The 16,522-nt window shown below is 61.1% G+C and carries 11 protein-coding genes and 1 tRNA gene; 5 read left to right on the plus strand and 7 right to left on the minus strand.

Annotation, left to right across the window (positions count from 1 at the left end):
- Window positions 1-138 precede the first annotated feature (138 nt).
- The 4 genes from I2H38_RS12180 to I2H38_RS12195 form a co-directional block, all read right to left on the minus strand.
- Complete coding sequence (locus I2H38_RS12180; protein WP_196272131.1) at window positions 139-3,234, minus strand: autotransporter outer membrane beta-barrel domain-containing protein; 3,096 nt, start codon at window positions 3,232-3,234, stop codon at window positions 139-141.
- A 382-nt stretch (window positions 3,235-3,616) separates the two neighbouring features.
- Entirely contained in the window at window positions 3,617-4,357 is a 741-nt protein-coding gene (locus tag I2H38_RS12185; RefSeq protein WP_196272132.1) for a DUF4386 family protein, read from the minus strand.
- 227 nt (window positions 4,358-4,584) lie between these two features.
- Complete coding sequence (locus I2H38_RS12190) at window positions 4,585-4,734, minus strand: hypothetical protein (protein ID WP_196272133.1); 150 nt, start codon at window positions 4,732-4,734, stop codon at window positions 4,585-4,587.
- Between the two features lie 617 nt (window positions 4,735-5,351).
- Window positions 5,352-5,427, minus strand: a tRNA-Lys gene (locus I2H38_RS12195).
- A 254-nt stretch (window positions 5,428-5,681) separates the two neighbouring features.
- Between I2H38_RS12195 and I2H38_RS12200 the strand changes: the two genes are divergently transcribed.
- The 3 genes from I2H38_RS12200 (at window position 5,682) to I2H38_RS12210 (ending at window position 9,959) form a co-directional block, all read left to right on the plus strand.
- On the plus strand, window positions 5,682-5,888 hold the full coding sequence (locus I2H38_RS12200) for a DUF3311 domain-containing protein (RefSeq protein ID WP_196272134.1): 207 nt from the start codon (window positions 5,682-5,684) through the stop codon (window positions 5,886-5,888).
- A gap of 41 nt (window positions 5,889-5,929) precedes the next feature.
- Complete coding sequence (mctP, locus tag I2H38_RS12205; RefSeq protein WP_196272135.1) at window positions 5,930-7,468, plus strand: monocarboxylate uptake permease MctP; 1,539 nt, start codon at window positions 5,930-5,932, stop codon at window positions 7,466-7,468.
- A 97-nt stretch (window positions 7,469-7,565) separates the two neighbouring features.
- Window positions 7,566-9,959, plus strand: a complete 2,394-nt coding sequence (locus tag I2H38_RS12210) for a transketolase (protein WP_196272136.1) — start codon at window positions 7,566-7,568, stop codon at window positions 9,957-9,959.
- Window positions 9,960-10,038: 79 nt separating this feature from the next.
- On the opposite strand, the gene I2H38_RS12215 is transcribed toward I2H38_RS12210, so the two are convergent.
- Entirely contained in the window at window positions 10,039-11,421 is a 1,383-nt protein-coding gene (locus tag I2H38_RS12215; RefSeq protein ID WP_196272137.1) for a calcium-binding protein, read from the minus strand.
- 104 nt (window positions 11,422-11,525) lie between these two features.
- Between I2H38_RS12215 and I2H38_RS12220 the strand changes: the two genes are divergently transcribed.
- Window positions 11,526-12,473 (plus strand): methyltransferase domain-containing protein, encoded by a 948-nt coding sequence (locus tag I2H38_RS12220; protein ID WP_196272138.1) that lies wholly within the window; start codon window positions 11,526-11,528, stop codon window positions 12,471-12,473.
- 111 nt (window positions 12,474-12,584) lie between these two features.
- Here I2H38_RS12220 and tgt read toward each other — a convergent pair whose 3' ends face one another.
- Complete coding sequence (tgt, locus tag I2H38_RS12225; protein WP_196272139.1) at window positions 12,585-13,754, minus strand: tRNA guanosine(34) transglycosylase Tgt; 1,170 nt, start codon at window positions 13,752-13,754, stop codon at window positions 12,585-12,587.
- A 433-nt stretch (window positions 13,755-14,187) separates the two neighbouring features.
- Here tgt and I2H38_RS12230 point away from each other — a divergent pair, with 433 nt between their 5' ends.
- Complete coding sequence (locus I2H38_RS12230) at window positions 14,188-15,342, plus strand: GGDEF domain-containing protein (RefSeq protein WP_324617393.1); 1,155 nt, start codon at window positions 14,188-14,190, stop codon at window positions 15,340-15,342.
- Between the two features lie 6 nt (window positions 15,343-15,348).
- Here the strand turns inward: I2H38_RS12230 and queA are convergent, their stop codons facing one another.
- The gene (queA, locus tag I2H38_RS12235) at window positions 15,349-16,428 is read right to left on the minus strand and encodes a tRNA preQ1(34) S-adenosylmethionine ribosyltransferase-isomerase QueA (protein WP_196272141.1); all 1,080 of its coding nucleotides are present in this window, start codon (window positions 16,426-16,428) and stop codon (window positions 15,349-15,351) included.
- Window positions 16,429-16,522 lie beyond the last annotated feature (94 nt).

The raw sequence follows: 16,522 nt of genomic DNA on the forward strand, positions 1-16,522 counted from the left end.
ATCGTTTTCCGTCCTACGCAGACATTCAGCGCACTTCCGTGATGTGCCAACACCAGACATTGTGGTGAGACATTGTGGTGTCCCCTGCGGCTCCGATGATCGGCACAGGATTCCATGATCAGCGACTCATCTGGAGAATCAGAATCTCCAGGTGAAGTTGCCTTTCAGAGCATGGTCCTGTGCCCGCGACCCGATCTGGCCGCTGTACGACACACCGAGAACGATGTCTTTCGACACCTGCCAATCCAGACCAGCTTCCGCCACTAGGGCGTCACGGTCGATGGGTGTGCCCAAAACAGTGAAGGCAGAAGCTCCACTCGCAAACGCCATCAGGGCCGATGGTTTCACGTCGCCAAAGGCATGCCGCCACCCGAGCAGGCCGCGCAGAGTCAGCGGCACCTCATCGCTCAGGCGGGCTTCCGCTCGCACGCCCAGGGTGGTGGTGCCGAGATCATAGGTCTGGCCGTAGCCGATCAGGGCCGCGGCTCCGCCGTCCTCTCGAAAGCCATCGGTGCGCAGGCGCAGGATGGAGGCCCCTACTAACGGCTCGATCTGCACCCGCGCCAGGTCGAAGCGATAGCCCACTTCGCCGAAGGCCTGCGCGGTCGAGCCGCCACGGGAGGTCCTGACGGCATCGCTGAAGCCGGGGAACTGCACAATGCGCTGCGTGTCGATGTCATGCGCGGCGTAGGACGCGCCCAGCCGCAGGTTGATGGCGCCCCAAGCTGCCGAACCATACAGCGCCCCGAAGACGCTCTCGTTAGTTCCTGAGGATAGCCGGCCGTCGATATCGAAGGACGTGCGGGTGAAGCCGCCCGCTACGCCGACCCGGTATGCCGGACTGATCAAGGCATCAGCGCCGATAATGAAGCCGCCGGTCGAAGTGTCGAGCGATGCGGCATTACCGCTGGAGCGCACCTTGCCCCATGACCCGAAGCCCTCGCCCCACAGGGAGAAGCGGCGCGGATCGAGGGCCGGAAAAGAGATAGTGACGGGTTGAGCTTGTGCACCGGGCCGGTCCGCTGCATAGGCGCCGTTGACAGAAGCACCCTGGTCGTAGCCGAACGGCCGGCGCAGGTGGCCGAGGATGCTGCTCTGCACGATGCGTGCATCAGCCATGGCCGTGGCCGCCACACTCGCATGCGCCTCGCCGGAAAGCGCATCGAACGCCTGGCGAGCACCTGCAACACTCTGGCCCAGCACGGTGTCGAAGATCCGGTTGCCTTCACCCAAGGCCTCGATCGCATTGGCGGGGCGGAACTGATTGGTGGTGACCGCCACCCAGTTGAAGGCGATGGGCTGCGGCGGTGGCCCGACGATGGGCTGCGGCCCCTGCTCGGGGATGGGCGGCGGCGCTGGCTCGGTGACGCGCGCAAGCGTTAAGGTGACGTCATTATTGCCGTAGCCCAGCGTGGGCGTCAGGAAAGCCAAATTGGAGCTGACGGCCGCAAACCGACCCGAAACCCCACCTGTTGCCGATAGGATCGTGTATGTCGTTCGTGGCGAATAGATGCCTTGCTCGGCAAGAACCTGGACTGTTCCGCCCTGGAGCGTCGCCGTGCCGGATGCGTCGATCCGGTCGGCTTGACCAGCTGCGTTTGCCTCAACGTAGTAGATAGCGCCCGGTTGGAAGAGCACGTTTCCGGCGACACGCAGTGTACCGATCGAGTTGCCCGGAGCCGCGAAGCCTCCGTTCTGGACAATGAGCCCGCCGATGGTGCCGTTGCCACCCAACGTCGCGCCATTCTGGACGGTGACGGTCGAGCTCCCAAGCGAGCCATTCACCGCAAGGCGTCCGGCCTGAACCGAGGTGGGCCCGGTCAATGGGCTGTTTCCAGTGAGGTTCAGGCTGCCGGAGCTGGCCTTGGTGAACGGACCGCTGCCTGAAAGCGGAGCGGACATGGTCTGCGCATTACCATTGGTATCGACGGTAAAGCCGCTTGGACTGACGGTAATGGGGCGGTCGAGCGCGCCCGTATAATCGAACCGGAGGACACCGCCACCGAACGTGACAGGGCCGATCGCGAGCGCATTGGGAGCGCCGATGACCAGGGTTCCGCCATTCACCTGGGTTCCACCCGTGTAGGTGTTGGTGCCTGTCAGGGTCAGGGCGCCGGCACCGTCCTTTGTGAGCGATCCGGACCCACTGATGTTGCCGGAGAACGTGCCGTCCACGGGCTGGTTGAACACCAAAGCCGCATTGTTGAGAACCGGCCCCTTGAGGCTGGTCGTATTGGCCACAAGGGTGCCGCCCGAGATCGTCGTGCCGCCGGAATAGGCGTTGGCGCCGGAAAGCGTCAGAGTCCCCGCACCGAGCTTGGTTAGGCCACCTGCGCCACCAAGCGCTGCTGAAATGCCGATATTGTGGCCGTTGCTGTCAATGAAGGCACCACCGGTGCCGATCACCACATCCCCCGGAGCAAAGCCATAGCGATAGTCAGCCTTATCGGCGAGAAAATAGGTCTTGTCGGCGCTGGCGCGCAGGATACCGCCGTTGAGATTGAGCGTGACATCGCCAGTCCGCCCGTCGCCAAGCCCCTTCGCCATGACGCCGGTCGTCAGCACGCCTCGATTCCCGGCTGTACCACTGAGGGTCAATGTCCCTTGTGCCCCTGGAACCACTCCCATCCAGGTGGTGGGGGCACTGACAGCTCCGCCATTGGCAATAGTTACGGTGCCATTGCCATACCACCCAACGACGAGTGTCTGGCTGTTGGTCCATTGCGAGCCGGAGCCGCTCACGGTCACGGTGCCCGTCCCGCCGGCGTTGTCGCCGACCTGTCCGGTCGTGTTGCTGACGCTCCCTCCATTCAGGATATTCAGGAAACCAACACCGACAGCGCCTGTGCCGATGGTGATAGCGCCGGTGTTGGTCCATACCGAATTTGCGTCCTGCACCGACACCGTACCCGTGACGTTGTCGGAGCCGACACGGGCCGTGATGCCGCGGACCTGGCCGCCAGACTCAATGGTCAAGGTGCCGTCGAGCGTATTACCAACCATGAGGTTGTTTGGGATGTCCCAGGGCGAGGACTGGGTACCGGGTACCGTAACGGGCGCTCCTTGGACCACGGTATTGGGTGGTATAGCTTGAGCAGCTCCCATCAGGAGGGCCAGCACAGCTGTCGAGGCTGACACCAGCAAGGCCGCATGCGAGAATGGTGCGTTGGGCTCCAATGTCTGCATCGAGCCCTTTGGACCCGGCTCGATGAGAGTATGGGAAGACTGGCGCATGGTCCCTCCTGGTGGCGGCGCGGCACACGTCAGGCGGCCTGAAGTGTCGGGGCACCTTAAGATTAGCTTCCTCGCAGTCCACCAGATCGATGGCCACAGATAAGCTTTCCTGTCGGATGTGACCCAACGGCAACTATGTATTGGAGCAGTGCAGCTCGCGATTAGCCGGAGCGGCCCACGCCAGCGCCCACTCGTGCAGCTTCCAGGAGGAAGAGCTGAAAAAGCGTCTGGCTACCTATGTGCTACCTGGAGAAAACGACTCAAAGGGCAAATGCCGGTAACCCCGTTGTGTCGGTTCAGCAGTAAGATCGCAATCCGTCGGGCGGTAGAGTTACCGAACATTTTGCAACACTTCCGCTCGAGGTAGTCGACCGCAGGATTGCTAGATAAAGGCGGGGAGGCCCCCGCCTTCATCGGCTATCTCCGAATCTTGCATCCGCCAGGCGACGACGACCAGCCAGATCATCCACACCAGGCTCAGGACCCAGGCCAGCACGATTGCGACCGACTGCGTCGGCGAGAAGCCCTCGGAGCCGGCCACCCAGCCCTGCACCAGGTAGGTGAGGCCGGAGAGGCCCATCAGGTAGGCTATCGGCCGCGGGACCCAAGCCGTCTGCACCACAGCGGCCGCGAACAGGAGCAAAGCGAGACCCAGCGCGAAGTCCTGGTAGCTCCTCACTCCCCACTCGAGCCAGCGGATTGCCTCGGCGCTCGCAAAGCGCGCCGCCTTCTCGGCGTCCGGGGCGCTCGCCCACGCGTTCACGGCCTGCTTGAGGGCGACCCCGTCCACCGCCTGGAGGACGCCGTACAGCGCCAGCGTCGCTGCCGCCGAAGCGGCACCGAATCGACCCGCCCATCTCGCCGTTCCATCCTGGACGTCCAGGGCGAACAACAGGGCGAGCAGGCCCGCGAGCAGCATCGCCATGCTCGCGAACTGGCCGAGGTGCACGGCCGTCCAGATCCCGTTGGCGGCGTACTCAGCGAACACGACGGGATGGTTATTGGCGTCCCCACCGGCGTGAAACCGGGTGACCACGATGTACAGGAGCTGTCCCACGAGCAGCAGCCAGGCCGAAAGGCGCAGCGACGTACGCAAGCTGAATGTTCTATTGTTCACAACCATGTTCCTCGTTCGATTCATCGGACGACGTCGAAGCGCATCATCATCATCCCGGCCGCGTGGTGCTTCGGAAAGGCTCGTGGTGACCACTCCATAGAAGGCTCCCCGGTCGGAGCGGTCCCCATCAAGGATTCCGAGATCTCGGAGCAGATGGTCCGAGAACTCGTCGCGGTTGAGCCAAATCACATTCGGCTGTGAGGTGGCGGCGCCAAGGGAGCGCCAGCGCGAGCTCAACGGCCTGCCGCCGCGGACTTCTCGAGCGCGAGACCGAGACCATCGGAAAGGGAGCGCATCATCGCGCCCGCGGTGACGCCGCCGCCGGCGAACCGGAGAACAGGAATGCCGGGCAGCAGCGCGCGGCGGGAAGTCACGGTCAGCATGTGGGCTCCTTTCGGGCGAGCTATGAGAGCGGCGCCATCTATCCGCCGGAGACGGCGCGGCGCTTGAACATAGCTGCTGACTTCTGCCGTCGAATCTCGGGTGGCAGGCCTTGAAGGGAAACGGAGATTGCTGGCGGAACGCGTGAGGATCGTAGGGAGAGGCCGGATCGTGCTGTGGGAGGGCGCCAGCCTCTGGGCGTTCGACGTGCTGCCCGCGCGCGAGGGCCAGCTCCGCCCACCCGCCTGCACGCCCACCATGCCATCCAGATCACCTTCCGCGGGCGGCCGCTTTTGTATAGGGACCGAGGATGGGCGGATGGATGGCTCCGCTCAATCGTAAGCGCAGTCGGGCTCTTTCGTCGAACAGAGCGCGACAGTTCAGGCAGAAATTTCCGCAAGGAATGGCTGCTGCGGGTCAAAATGCGACCGTGAGAGGAACAGTGAAGGTCCGCGCGTGGCCGCTTTTCAGATGTTCGGGTGCTGATTACAACGTGTGTCGCGACAGACGTCCACTCGGACACCTTCGCCTGCCGTTACCCTCCGCGTTACCCGAACGCATTCAAGTCGGAGGACTACTCAAAAAATACGAAAAACCCTTGCCGGTTAAGGGTTTGAGATGGTGAGCGCGCTGGGACTCGAACCCAGGACCCTCTGATTAAAAGTCAGATGCTCTACCGGCTGAGCTACGCGCTCCCAGAGGTGAGCCCGAAATAGGGGCTCTCAGCGGCGCGGTCAATCGAAAATGCCTCTTGCCCCCGGTTTATCTCGTGCATGCCGAAGGAAGAGCCGGATCATCGCCTCGAGCATCCCGCCGCCGGCAGCTGCTAGCGACGGGAATGAAGGATCGCCCGTGGAACCAACGCGAACCGTTCCGCTTCTTTAGTTAGGTTCAAGCCGGCCGCATCATGGGCAGGTTTGCGGAACCTCTGACCGAGGGAGGCATTGCGATGCCCGATCCCCTTGAGACCCGGCCGCCCCGGTGGAGCGCCTGGACGCTACCGCTGTTCATCCCCTTCATCGCCCTGCTCTGGGTGCCGTTCTACAACACCGTCGAGCCGCGCCTGTGGGGCATCCCGTTCTTCTATTGGTATCAATTTGCCTGGGTATTCCTGACCTCGGGCCTGATCATTCTGGTGCACCGCAGGATCGGCTAGCACGACCCCGGTGGCGAGCCGCTTGTCCCTAGGAGACGGACATGAACTGGACCGCATTGATCATTTTCGTCCTGCTCTTCGGGTTCGTCACGGCCATCGGCTTCGTCGCCGCCAATTGGCGGCGCGGCGATCTCGACCAGTTGCATGAATGGGGGCTCGCTGGACGGCGCCTCGGCACGGTGGTCATCTGGTTTCTGCTCGGCGGCGACGTCTATACGGCCTACACCTTTATCGCCGTTCCGGCCCTTGTCTTCGGCGCGGGGGCCATCGGCTTCTTCGCGCTGCCTTACACCATCATGGTTTATCCGCTCGTTTTCCTCATCCTGCCGCGGATGTGGGCGGTGGCGCGCAAGCACAACTACATCACCGCCGCCGATTTCATTCAGGGACGACACGGCAACCGTTGGCTTGCGCTCGCAGTGGCGGTGACGGGCATCGTGGCGACCATGCCCTATATCGCGCTGCAACTGCTGGGCATCGAGGTGGTGATCGGCGCGATGGGCGTGCAGGCGCCCGGCTTCCTCGGCGATCTGCCGCTGATCATCGCCTTCGTGATTCTGGCCGCCTTCACCTATACCAGCGGGCTTAGGGCCCCGGCGATGATCGCCGTGGTCAAGGATACGCTGATCTACATCACGGTGATCGCGATGGTCGTCGTGATCCCAATAGAGATCGGCGGCTATGCCAAGTTGTTCGCGGCTGTTCCCGAGGCGAAACTCCTGCTCACGCCGCCGAAGGAAGGCAATCTCGGCCAATACTCGGCCTACGCGACGCTGGCGCTGGGCTCGGCCTTCGCGCTCTTTCTCTATCCGCACACGATGACGGCGATCCTGAGTTCGAGCGGCCGCGAAGTGATCCGTCGCAACGCGGCGTACCTGCCCGCCTATTCGTTTCTGCTCGGGCTTCTGGCGCTCACCGGTTTCATGGCCTTGGCGGTCAATGTCGACAAGCTGCCGGAATTCGTTCCGCAATTTGCCCGCTACGGATCGAACTTCGCCGTACCGGCGCTGATTCTCCACTCCTTCCCGGATTGGTTCGTGGGCATCGCGTTCGCGGCCATCGCCATCGGCGGATTGGTGCCCGCCGCCATCATGTCGATTGCGGCTTCGAACCTCTTCACGCGCAACATCTACGTGCCGTTCATCAACCCCGACCGGACGCCGAAGCAGGAGTCGCAGAACGCCAAGATCGTGTCGCTGATCGTGAAATTCGGCGCACTCATCTTCATCATCTTCCTACCCCTGCAATATGCCATTCAGCTCCAGCTCCTTGGCGGCATCTGGATCAGTCAGACCATCCCTGCCGTGATCGTCAGCCTCTATTCCGCCTGGTTGAACCCCTGGGCGCTCCTGATCGGCTGGGCTGTCGGCATCGTCACCGGAACCTGGATGGCGGCGTCGCAAGGTTTCCAATCGGCCGTGGTGCCCTTCTCCCTCGATGGGCTCACGATCCCCGGTTACGCGGCTCTCTATGCGCTCGGTCTGAACTTCGCGGTGTCGATCGTCCTCTCGCTGGTTCTGAACCCGATTCGCGCCACCCGCGGCACCGACCAGACCGTGGCGGCCGACTACCACATGTAACATCCCCCCTGCGCGGCGCGTCCTTTATGTCGCGATTGTCGGCGCGCTGATCCTGTGTCTATCCTCCGCCAGCGTCCCCATCCCTTGAGTTGTCCCGATGACCGATCCTCGCCTGCCGTATCTGGCCGAATTCGAGCGCAAGATTTTGTGGCTCTCCAGTTGGACGATCCACAACGCCAATCACCTGCGCCCCAACAAGGACGGGTTGAAGATCGGCGGGCACCAGGCATCCTCGGCGTCGCTCTCCACCATCATGACGGCGCTCTACCTCGCCGTGCTGAAGCCGGAAGACCGGGTTGCGGTGAAGCCCCATGCGAGCCCGATCTTCCACGCGATCCAGTATCTTCTGGGTCATCAAACGCGCGAGAAGCTTGAGAATTTCCGGGGCTACAAGGGCGCGCAATCCTATCCCTCCCGCACCAAGGACATCGACGATGTGGATTTCTCCACCGGCTCGGTCGGCCTCGGCGTGGCGCAGACGCTCTTTGCCAGCCTCGTGCAGGATTACGTGAAGGAGCACGGCTGGGCGAAGGACAAGCCTGAAGGCCGCATGATCTCCCTCGTCGGGGACGCGGAGATGGACGAGGGCAATATCTTCGAGGCCCTGCTGGAAGGCTGGAAGCAGGGTATCCGGAACACCTGGTGGATCATCGACTATAACCGCCAGAGCCTCGATGCGGTGGTGCGCGAGGGGCTCTATGCCCGCTTCGAATCGATCTTCCGCTCCTTCGGCTGGGATGTCGTGGTGCTGAAGCACGGTTCGCTGATGCAGGAGGCTTTCCGCGAGCCCGGCGGCGAGCGCTTGCGCGACTGGATCGATTCCTGCCCCAACCAACTCTATTCCGCCCTCACCTTTCAGGGCGGCGCCGCGTGGCGCAAGCGGCTCCTCGACGATCTCGGCGACCAGGGCCCCGTGACGCGGCTCATCGAGAAGCGGTCGGACGAGGAACTGGCGCGGCTCATGGCTAATCTCGGTGGGCATGATCTGCCGAGTCTGGTTGAGGCGTTCGAGTCCATCGACCACGACCGGCCGACGGTGTTCATCGCCTACACCATCAAGGGCATGGGCCTCCCGCTCGCGGGTCACAAGGACAACCATGCGGGCCTGCTCACCCCAACGCAGATGGAAGGCTATCGCGCCTCCGCGAAAGTGCGGCCGGGCCATGAATGGGACAAGTTCGAAGGCCTGAGCCTGCCGGAAGCGGATTTGCAGAAGTTCCTGAAATCCGTGCCTTTCAACGCGCGCGGCAAACGCCGCTTTGATGCACCCGCCATTCCGGTGCCGAGCGCACTCACGACGCCCGCGCAGCCGAGCATGTCCACCCAGCAGGGTTTCGGCCTCATCCTCAACGAGTTGGCGCGCTCATCTGAGCCCCTGGCCGACCGCATCGTCACCACCGCGCCCGATGTGACGGTGTCCACCAATCTCGGAGCCTGGGTGAACCGGCGCGGCCTCTTCGCGCGGCAGGAAATGAAGGACCTGTTCAAGTCCGAACGCATTCCCTCGACCTTCACCTGGGATTTCAGCCCCAAGGGTCAGCATATCGAGCTCGGCATCGCCGAGATGAATCTGTTCATCCTGCTCTCGGCGCTGGGCCTGTCGCATTCGCTTTTCGGTGAGCGGATCATTCCCATCGGCACGCTCTACGATCCCTTCATCGCGCGCGGTCTCGATGCGTTGAACTATGCTTGCTATCAGGACGCTCGCTTCATCATCGCGGCAACGCCGTCTGGCGTGACGCTCGCGCCGGAAGGCGGCGCACATCAATCCATCGGGACGCCGCTGATCGGCCTCGCGCAGGATGGGTTGGCCTCGTTCGAGCCCGCTTTCGTGGACGAACTGTCCGTCGTCATGCGCTGGGCCTTCGATTATCTCCAGCGCAATGGCGAGGGTGAGCCGAGCGAGCGCACCTGGTTGCGCGACGAGACCGGCGGCTCGGTCTATCTTCGCATGTCCACCCGCACCATCGACCAGCCGCAACGCGCGATGACGCCGGAACTCGCCGCCGACATCGTCGACGGGGCCTATTGGATGCGCAAACCCGGCCCGAATGCTCAGGTCGTTGTCGCCTATACCGGCACCGTCGCGCCGGAGGCCATCGAAGCGGTGGGGCTCATGGCCGAGGACCGACGCGACATCGGCCTCCTCGCCATCACCTCGGCCGACCGGCTCAATGCGGGTTGGACGGCGGCGCAGCGCGCCCGCGAACGCGGCCTTGTCCATGCCCGCTCCCATATCGAGCGCCTGCTCGGCGAGCTTCCGCCCCATTGTGGACTCGTGACGGTGATCGATGGTCACCCGGCAACGCTGGCCTGGCTCGGCTCCGTCATGGGCCACCGCACCCGCTCGCTTGGCGTGGAGCACTTTGGCCAGACCGGCACCGTGCAGGACCTCTACCGCCATTTCGGCATCGACGCGCAAGGCATCATCGCAGCAGCGGAGATGATCGCGCCGGGTCGGCCGATCCGGTACCTGAAGGCGGTGGGATAGTAGGGGTCGGGGCGCGTCGATCGCGATGATTGCGGTGTTACAGGCGGCCGGTTCACCACGGGTCGACCGCCCGATTCCGTTAAATAATAAAGAAGTTTGCCGCAGTCATTTTGAGATTCCTGGTCAGGATTGCCAGCTCCACTGCGGCGCCCGCACCCGATCCATCGGCATCGTAGGATAGGATACCCGTTTTGTTGTCGTAGTAGATGTAGTCGTTCTTGTCCTTGGCATGATTGCCGATGATGAAGAACGCCTTGTTCAACATGACTGGCTTGATTTCCGTGCCCGTGCCGAGCTTCTTGAATATCGCATTATCGAGCCAGATCGTGTCCTCCTTGACGTTGAAGTCAACGATCTTGTCGAGGTTCGTCTTCTTGTTCGGCTTGGTATCGAAGATGAAGATGTCCCTGCCCGAGCCACCGATCAGCGTGTCGTTGCCGAGTCCTCCTCGAAGGATGTCGTCCCCCGCTCCTGTGCGTGCGATATCATCCCCGCCTCCGAGAGCAACAGCGTCGGAACCCGGAGAGCCGAGAACGATGTCATGCCCGGCCGTCCCCGACAGGTTTTGCTGCACCTCACCCGTGTTGGCAGTGCTGGCGACAATCGCGGTTCGTTGCTGGGTGGTCGTGGACGAGCAGAGGGCCTTGAGCGTAACGTGATAGGTCCCGTCAGCCCCATAGCCGTGCATCAAGGTCGTCGCGCCCCTCCCTGCGGTCTCAGTGACGCGTGAGCCGTCTCCCCAATCGACGAATACTTTCGAAGCACCCATCGTGCCGATGTCCATAACCAAATCTCGGTCTTCCTTAGCCGCCTGCATAGTCGTGTAGCGCACGATATCGACGACGTGGTCGGCCGGCCGATCGCCGTAAAAAGTGCTCTCGAAATCCTGATAAAGAACGAAACGTCCATCGTTGGAGATTGCGGTGACCAAGGGTTTGCTATCCGTTTCAAAAGCACCGGCCGCCATGGTCGGAACGGTAACGAATTTCCCGGTTGCCTTCGCTGTAATGACGATCGAATACTCACCGCCACTCGTTTCGATCATGGCGGCCGAATAGGCGCCTCCGAGAGAAAGGATCGATCCATCGGCGGATTTAACAGACCCTCCCGTGTGATCGGGAGCATGAGTTTCATGCGCAGTGGTCAGGGCTCCGGTGGCGAAATTTTTGCTTACCAAGCCCTTATCGGTTTTGAATATTACGGTCTGGCCATCCGGCGATATTCTCGGCTGCCACTCGTGTTTATCTTTGCGCGGAGAGCCTGTGGTCACTCTCTCGAACCGAAAATTGTTCAGATCGAAACGTAGAGCCTCAGTTCCGAGGACATAATCATCCGGCATGACCGCATCTGCGGTCACAGCCGCGAAGCGAAAGCTGCGATTTAGATCAAAATCGCCGTCTGTTAACTTGATTTCGTAATATCGAGGCGTGGCGCCTAAGGAAACCTTTGTGAAGGCACTCATATTAGCCCTCTCCCTATTGGCAATATAACAACATATCTTATTCTTTCGTCAAACTTTCCATTCTTGATTGAAAAATGTCTTACGTGGGGCTTAGATTCTCCGCGATGAGAAAATCGACAGAAACAATCTCAGCGTCCGCCATTGGAATTTTTCGCGCTCTTCCTGGGCGCTGGCGTGAGCATTTGAAAATCCTCATGAACAGCGCAGGACATGCCCCCGGATGGGTGCAGTATCTTCGCGCAAAGCGGCTTGCGACCGGTGCAAAGCGACTGGACCTCATCTCCACTCAGCTGGCTGAGATGATGGCGTGGGGCGGCATTGAACGCTTATCAGGGGCGCACTGTCTTGAGTTTGGCTCTGGTCATCTCCTATCTGAAGCTCTCGTCTATCACCTTGCCGGAGCTCGGGAAGTCGTTGCAGTGGACTATTTCCCGATCCTGCAGCCAGCAGAGGTATCGGTTGCTTGCCGAGGTGTTGACCCAGAAAAGATTGTTGCGACACTCGGCAGATACGACACTCCCGACAACGTTCAAGCGCGTCTCATGGGCCTACTGCGGCGCAGGGATTGGTCTTTGGAAGGGCTTGCTGAACTCGGGATTAGCTACATTGCACCCTTTGATGCGGCGCGGGGCCCTCTCGATCGGGCTTTCGACGTAATCACGTCGACCTCTGTGCTTGAGCACGTACCAGTTAGTGCGGCTAACCCGATATTTTCAAACCTATTTGCTATGTTAAGACCTGATGGAACTATGATCCACCGTATCCATGTCGAAGATCATCGAGATTTTCACAGGGAGCCGTTTGCGTTCTTAGCTGCGAATACAGACTGGACTGAAGCGGACTGTGATCGTCGCGGCAACCGCCTCCGGCCATCTGATTGGCAGCGCATCGCGGATGAATTAGAACTAGCCTTCGTCACTATGAAGGTTTTACCCGGTGATCCTTCAAAGCTGCCCTCAGCTATCGACCCTTCGCTAAGCGCGTATGACGTTAAAGATCTAAGCGCTGCGGGTGTCATCCTCGGAGTGCGAAGACAGACCGTCAACTCATAGATTTGTCTTCTATCTAGATCATCATGCCGTCCGTTAACTTGATTTCATAATATCGAGGCGAGGTGCCTAAGTAAATTTTTCCAAAGGCACTCTCTTGCTCAGTCTCTCGCCTTAGGCGCTTGCCGCCACGGCTCCAGCCCCCGCCTCGACCTTGCCGTCGTGCTCTCCCTTCGCCCAGCCTTCCTTAACCTCGCCGATGTGATCCTCAAGCCGGCCCTCCGCGATGGCCTTGCGCAGGCCCGCCATCAATTCCTGGTAATAGGCCAGGTTGTTCCAGGTCAGCAGCATCATGCCCAAAATCTCGTTCGAGCGGACGAGGTGGTGGAGATAGGCGCGCGAATAGGTGTTCGACGCGGCGCATTTCGATTCCGCATCGAGGGGCCGCGTATCTTCCGCGAATCTCGCGTTGCGGAGATTCATGCGGCCGAAGCGGGTGAAGACCAGTCCGTGGCGTCCCGCGCGGGTCGGCATGACGCAATCGAACATATCGACTCCGCGCCGGACCGATTCCACGATGTCGTCCGGCGTTCCGACGCCCATGAGGTAGCGTGGTTTGGTGTTCGGCATGTACGGCTCGACGGTCTCGATCATCCGCAGCATCACATCCTGCGGCTCGCCGACCGCAAGACCGCCGATGGCGTAGCCCTTCAGGTCGAGGTTCGCCAGTTCCTTCGCGCTCTCGATCCGCAGACGCTCCACCTCCCCGCCCTGCACGATGCCGAACATGGCCCGGCCCGGCTGCTCGCCGAAAGCAACGCGACAGCGCTCCGCCCAGCGCAAGGACAGGCGCATGGCCTTTTCCGCCACCGCCTCGGTGCAGGGCAGCTTCACGCATTCGTCAAGCTGCATCTGGATGTCGGAGCCGAGCAGCCCCTGAATCTCTATGGAGCGCTCCGGCGTCATCACATGGGTCGAGCCGTCGATATGCGACTGGAAGGTGACGCCGCTCTCATCGATCTTGCGCAGCGCCGACAGGGACATGACCTGGAAACCGCCGGAATCGGTGAGGATCGGATAGGGCCAGTTCATGAATTTGTGCAGCCCGCCGAGCCGCGCGACCCGCTCCGCTGACGGCCGCAGCATGAGGTGATAGGTGTTGCCGAGCACCACGTCCGCGCCGAGAGCCTTCACCTGATCCGGATACATTGCCTTCACGGTCGCCGCCGTACCGACCGGCATGAAGGCCGGTGTGCGAATGACGCCGCGCGGCATACGGATCTCGCCGGTCCGGGCCGCGCCATCGGTCTTGGTGACGGTGAAGGTGAATTGATCGGTGGTCATTGGTGATCCTGCAAAAACTCCGCCGTCTTATCCCCGATCATGGGCATGAGGGGAAGCGGCGGACGAGCCTGATCGAGCGCTAAAGCAATCGGTCAGGAAAACACTCATTTAACGGCTGAACAAAGCGGTTACGCATGAATAATTGGCGGTGGAACCGCCCCGGGGAATCGTCTGTCAAAAGATCGTGGCAATAAAATACGTAAACTATTAATAATTCACAGCTACATACGCTCCATCGACTATCGTCGCCAGAATTGCGCTCCATATCGGACACGTTATGAAACGACATAACTCGTAGAAACTGCAAAAGATGGGTTATGGTATTTAATTATATATCATCAACGACAATACGCGAGGCCTCGACAAGGATCGTTTACTGCTCCCTGCCCCAAGGAACATTGAAGGGTTCCATTTCATGAGCGGATATCAATTGGTGCAGATCGTGAGCCCCGTCATCGGCACCATATTTACGATCTTCTTATTGGCTTTGTGGTCGTACCATCGCAATTTTACATATGTTTTGCACCTCGCGGGCGGAGCTACCTTTTATACGCTAGCGACGAGCTCACCTATATTCATCGCACCAGAAGGCATCGGACGGAATACGTTTCTTTCCACGGCACTATATTTATGCTGCGTCACACTGCTGACCGAAGGATGCCTAAAGAGAAAAAACAATAATCTGAATTATCTTCAGACGGCGATCATATTAACGGCAACGCTGATCGCGGCTTTTTATTATCGTTATTTCGACAACAGCCTAATCACACGCATCTACATCGTGAGCTTCGGATGCGGATCGCTTTTCGCGGTCGCGGCCCATCGCATCCGCCCATCGCGCTACGATCATCCTGTCGATAAGGTCATCTTCTGGCTCTTTCTGGTGCTGAGCATTCAGCTCATCCTGCGGCCGCTGCTGACCATCAAGCCAGGGGAAGTCGATTCCAACCTGATGGCTTTCAGCGATGCGCCGTTCTGGCTCGCTCTTCGTTTCTCGCTCATCGTCAGCGCCGTGCTCATCGGGTTGGCGCTGCTTTCCGCCGTCGCCGTCGACATCACCAACGACCTTAAAAAGCAGAGCACCACGGACGCCCTGACCGGGGCCTACAATCGACGCGGCTTCGACGAGACAGCCTCTGCCGTGATTTCGAGCGGCAGGTTTCATCCCATCTGCCTAATCGTTTGCGATATCGATCATTTCAAGCGCATCAACGACGATTACGGCCATCCAGCGGGCGATCGCGTCATCAAAATGCTCTCGGAGCTTCTGACCGCGCATGTTCGGCGGAACGATATTGTCGGGCGGATCGGCGGCGAAGAATTCGCCGTGCTTCTCGCCGAATGTGCGCCGAGCGGCGCAACTGGTTTTTCGGAGCACGTTCGCGCGCTGTTCGAAGCCTCGGGTACTGAGGGAATTCACGGAATGTCAGCCACCACGGCGAGTTTCGGCGTCGCGGACCATCGGCCGGGCGAAACCCTGCAGCAGCTCATGAGCCGAGCCGACAGACAGCTTTATGCGGCGAAGAATAGCGGACGCAACCGCGTTTGCTCGGACCGCGACAACGTCGATAGCCTTGCCCCGGCGTGAAAGACGCTACGACCGGAACAGCAGAGAGCCATCGCCGTAGGAATAGAACCGATAGCCGTTCCCAATCGCGTATTCATAGCCCGCGCGCATGCGCTCCAGCCCCGCAAAGGCCGAGACCAGCATGAACAGAGTCGACCGCGGCAGATGGAAATTGGTCATCAGCACATCCACCGCCTTGAAGCGATAGCCCGGCGTGATGAAAATGGCAGTGTCTCCGGAGAACGGCGCGATGGTGCCGTCCTCGCGCGCCGCGCTTTCCAGCAACCGGAGCGAGGTCGTGCCGACGGCAACGATGCGCCCTCCCCGCGCCTTGGCCTCGTTGAGCGCCCGCGCGGTTTCCTCGGTGATCGAACCCCATTCCGCGTGCATCCGGTGCTCGGCTGTGTCGTCCGCCTTTACGGGCAAGAACGTGCCCGCGCCCACATGCAGCGTCACGAAATGGCGGGCTATGCCGCGCTCGTCGAGGCGGCGGAACAGGTCGTCGGTGAAATGTAAACCGGCCGTGGGTGCAGCGACCGCGCCCTCGTCACGCGCATAGACCGTCTGATAATCGGCCCGATCCTTGTCATCGGTGGCGCGTTTTCCCGCGATGTAAGGGGGCAGCGGCAGCTCGCCGAGCCGGGCGATGGCCTCATCAAGAGCGGGGCCTGAGAACGCAAAGCGAAGCGTGACCTCGCCAGCCTCGCCCTTTTCCTCCACTTCGGCATCGAGATGCACCAATTCGCATACATTGCTCTCGGACGAATCCCCGAAACGGATTCGGTCGCCGATATGAAGCTTCTTTGCCGGGCGGGCGAAGGCGCGCCAGCGATCCGCGCCCTCCCGTTTGTGCAGCATGATCTCGACCCGCGCCGCCGTTTCCTCACGCACGCGCAGGCCGTAAAGCCGCGAGGGAATGACCTTGGTGTTGTTGAGCACCAGCACGTCGCCGGGCTCCAGCAGGTCGGGTAGATCGCGGACGACGCGATCCTCGAACGACGTCGCCTCGGGCCGCACCACGAGCAGCCGCGCGGCGTCGCGCGGCTCCGCGGGGCGGAGCGCGATCCGGTCTTCGGGAAGATCAAAATCGAAAAGATCGACGCGCATGAGACAGAAACTTCGAAGAGGCAGGAGCGGCTGAGCGCCAAATGCGTCGCCTCCCCTTTGGGGGGAGGGTTAGGGTGGGGGTGGCGGCACAGAC

Origin of the sequence: Microvirga alba, from assembly GCF_015694465.1 — a bacterium.
GTDB classification, from domain to species: Bacteria; Pseudomonadota; Alphaproteobacteria; order Rhizobiales; family Beijerinckiaceae; genus Microvirga; species Microvirga alba.

Excerpts from the sequence above, each read along its gene's own strand:
- I2H38_RS12180 (WP_196272131.1), bottom strand. The coding sequence starts at position 3,234 with ATGCGCCAGTCTTCCCATACTCTCATCGAGCCGGGTCCAAAGGGCTCG.
- I2H38_RS12185 (WP_196272132.1), bottom strand. The coding sequence starts at position 4,357 with ATGGTTGTGAACAATAGAACATTCAGCTTGCGTACGTCGCTGCGCCTT.
- I2H38_RS12190 (WP_196272133.1), bottom strand. The coding sequence starts at position 4,734 with ATGCTGACCGTGACTTCCCGCCGCGCGCTGCTGCCCGGCATTCCTGTT.
- I2H38_RS12200 (WP_196272134.1), top strand. The coding sequence starts at position 5,682 with ATGCCCGATCCCCTTGAGACCCGGCCGCCCCGGTGGAGCGCCTGGACG.
- mctP (WP_196272135.1), top strand. The coding sequence starts at position 5,930 with ATGAACTGGACCGCATTGATCATTTTCGTCCTGCTCTTCGGGTTCGTC.
- I2H38_RS12210 (WP_196272136.1), top strand. The coding sequence starts at position 7,566 with ATGACCGATCCTCGCCTGCCGTATCTGGCCGAATTCGAGCGCAAGATT.
- I2H38_RS12215 (WP_196272137.1), bottom strand. The coding sequence starts at position 11,421 with ATGAGTGCCTTCACAAAGGTTTCCTTAGGCGCCACGCCTCGATATTAC.
- I2H38_RS12220 (WP_196272138.1), top strand. The coding sequence starts at position 11,526 with ATGAGAAAATCGACAGAAACAATCTCAGCGTCCGCCATTGGAATTTTT.
- tgt (WP_196272139.1), bottom strand. The coding sequence starts at position 13,754 with ATGACCACCGATCAATTCACCTTCACCGTCACCAAGACCGATGGCGCG.
- queA (WP_196272141.1), bottom strand. The coding sequence starts at position 16,428 with ATGCGCGTCGATCTTTTCGATTTTGATCTTCCCGAAGACCGGATCGCG.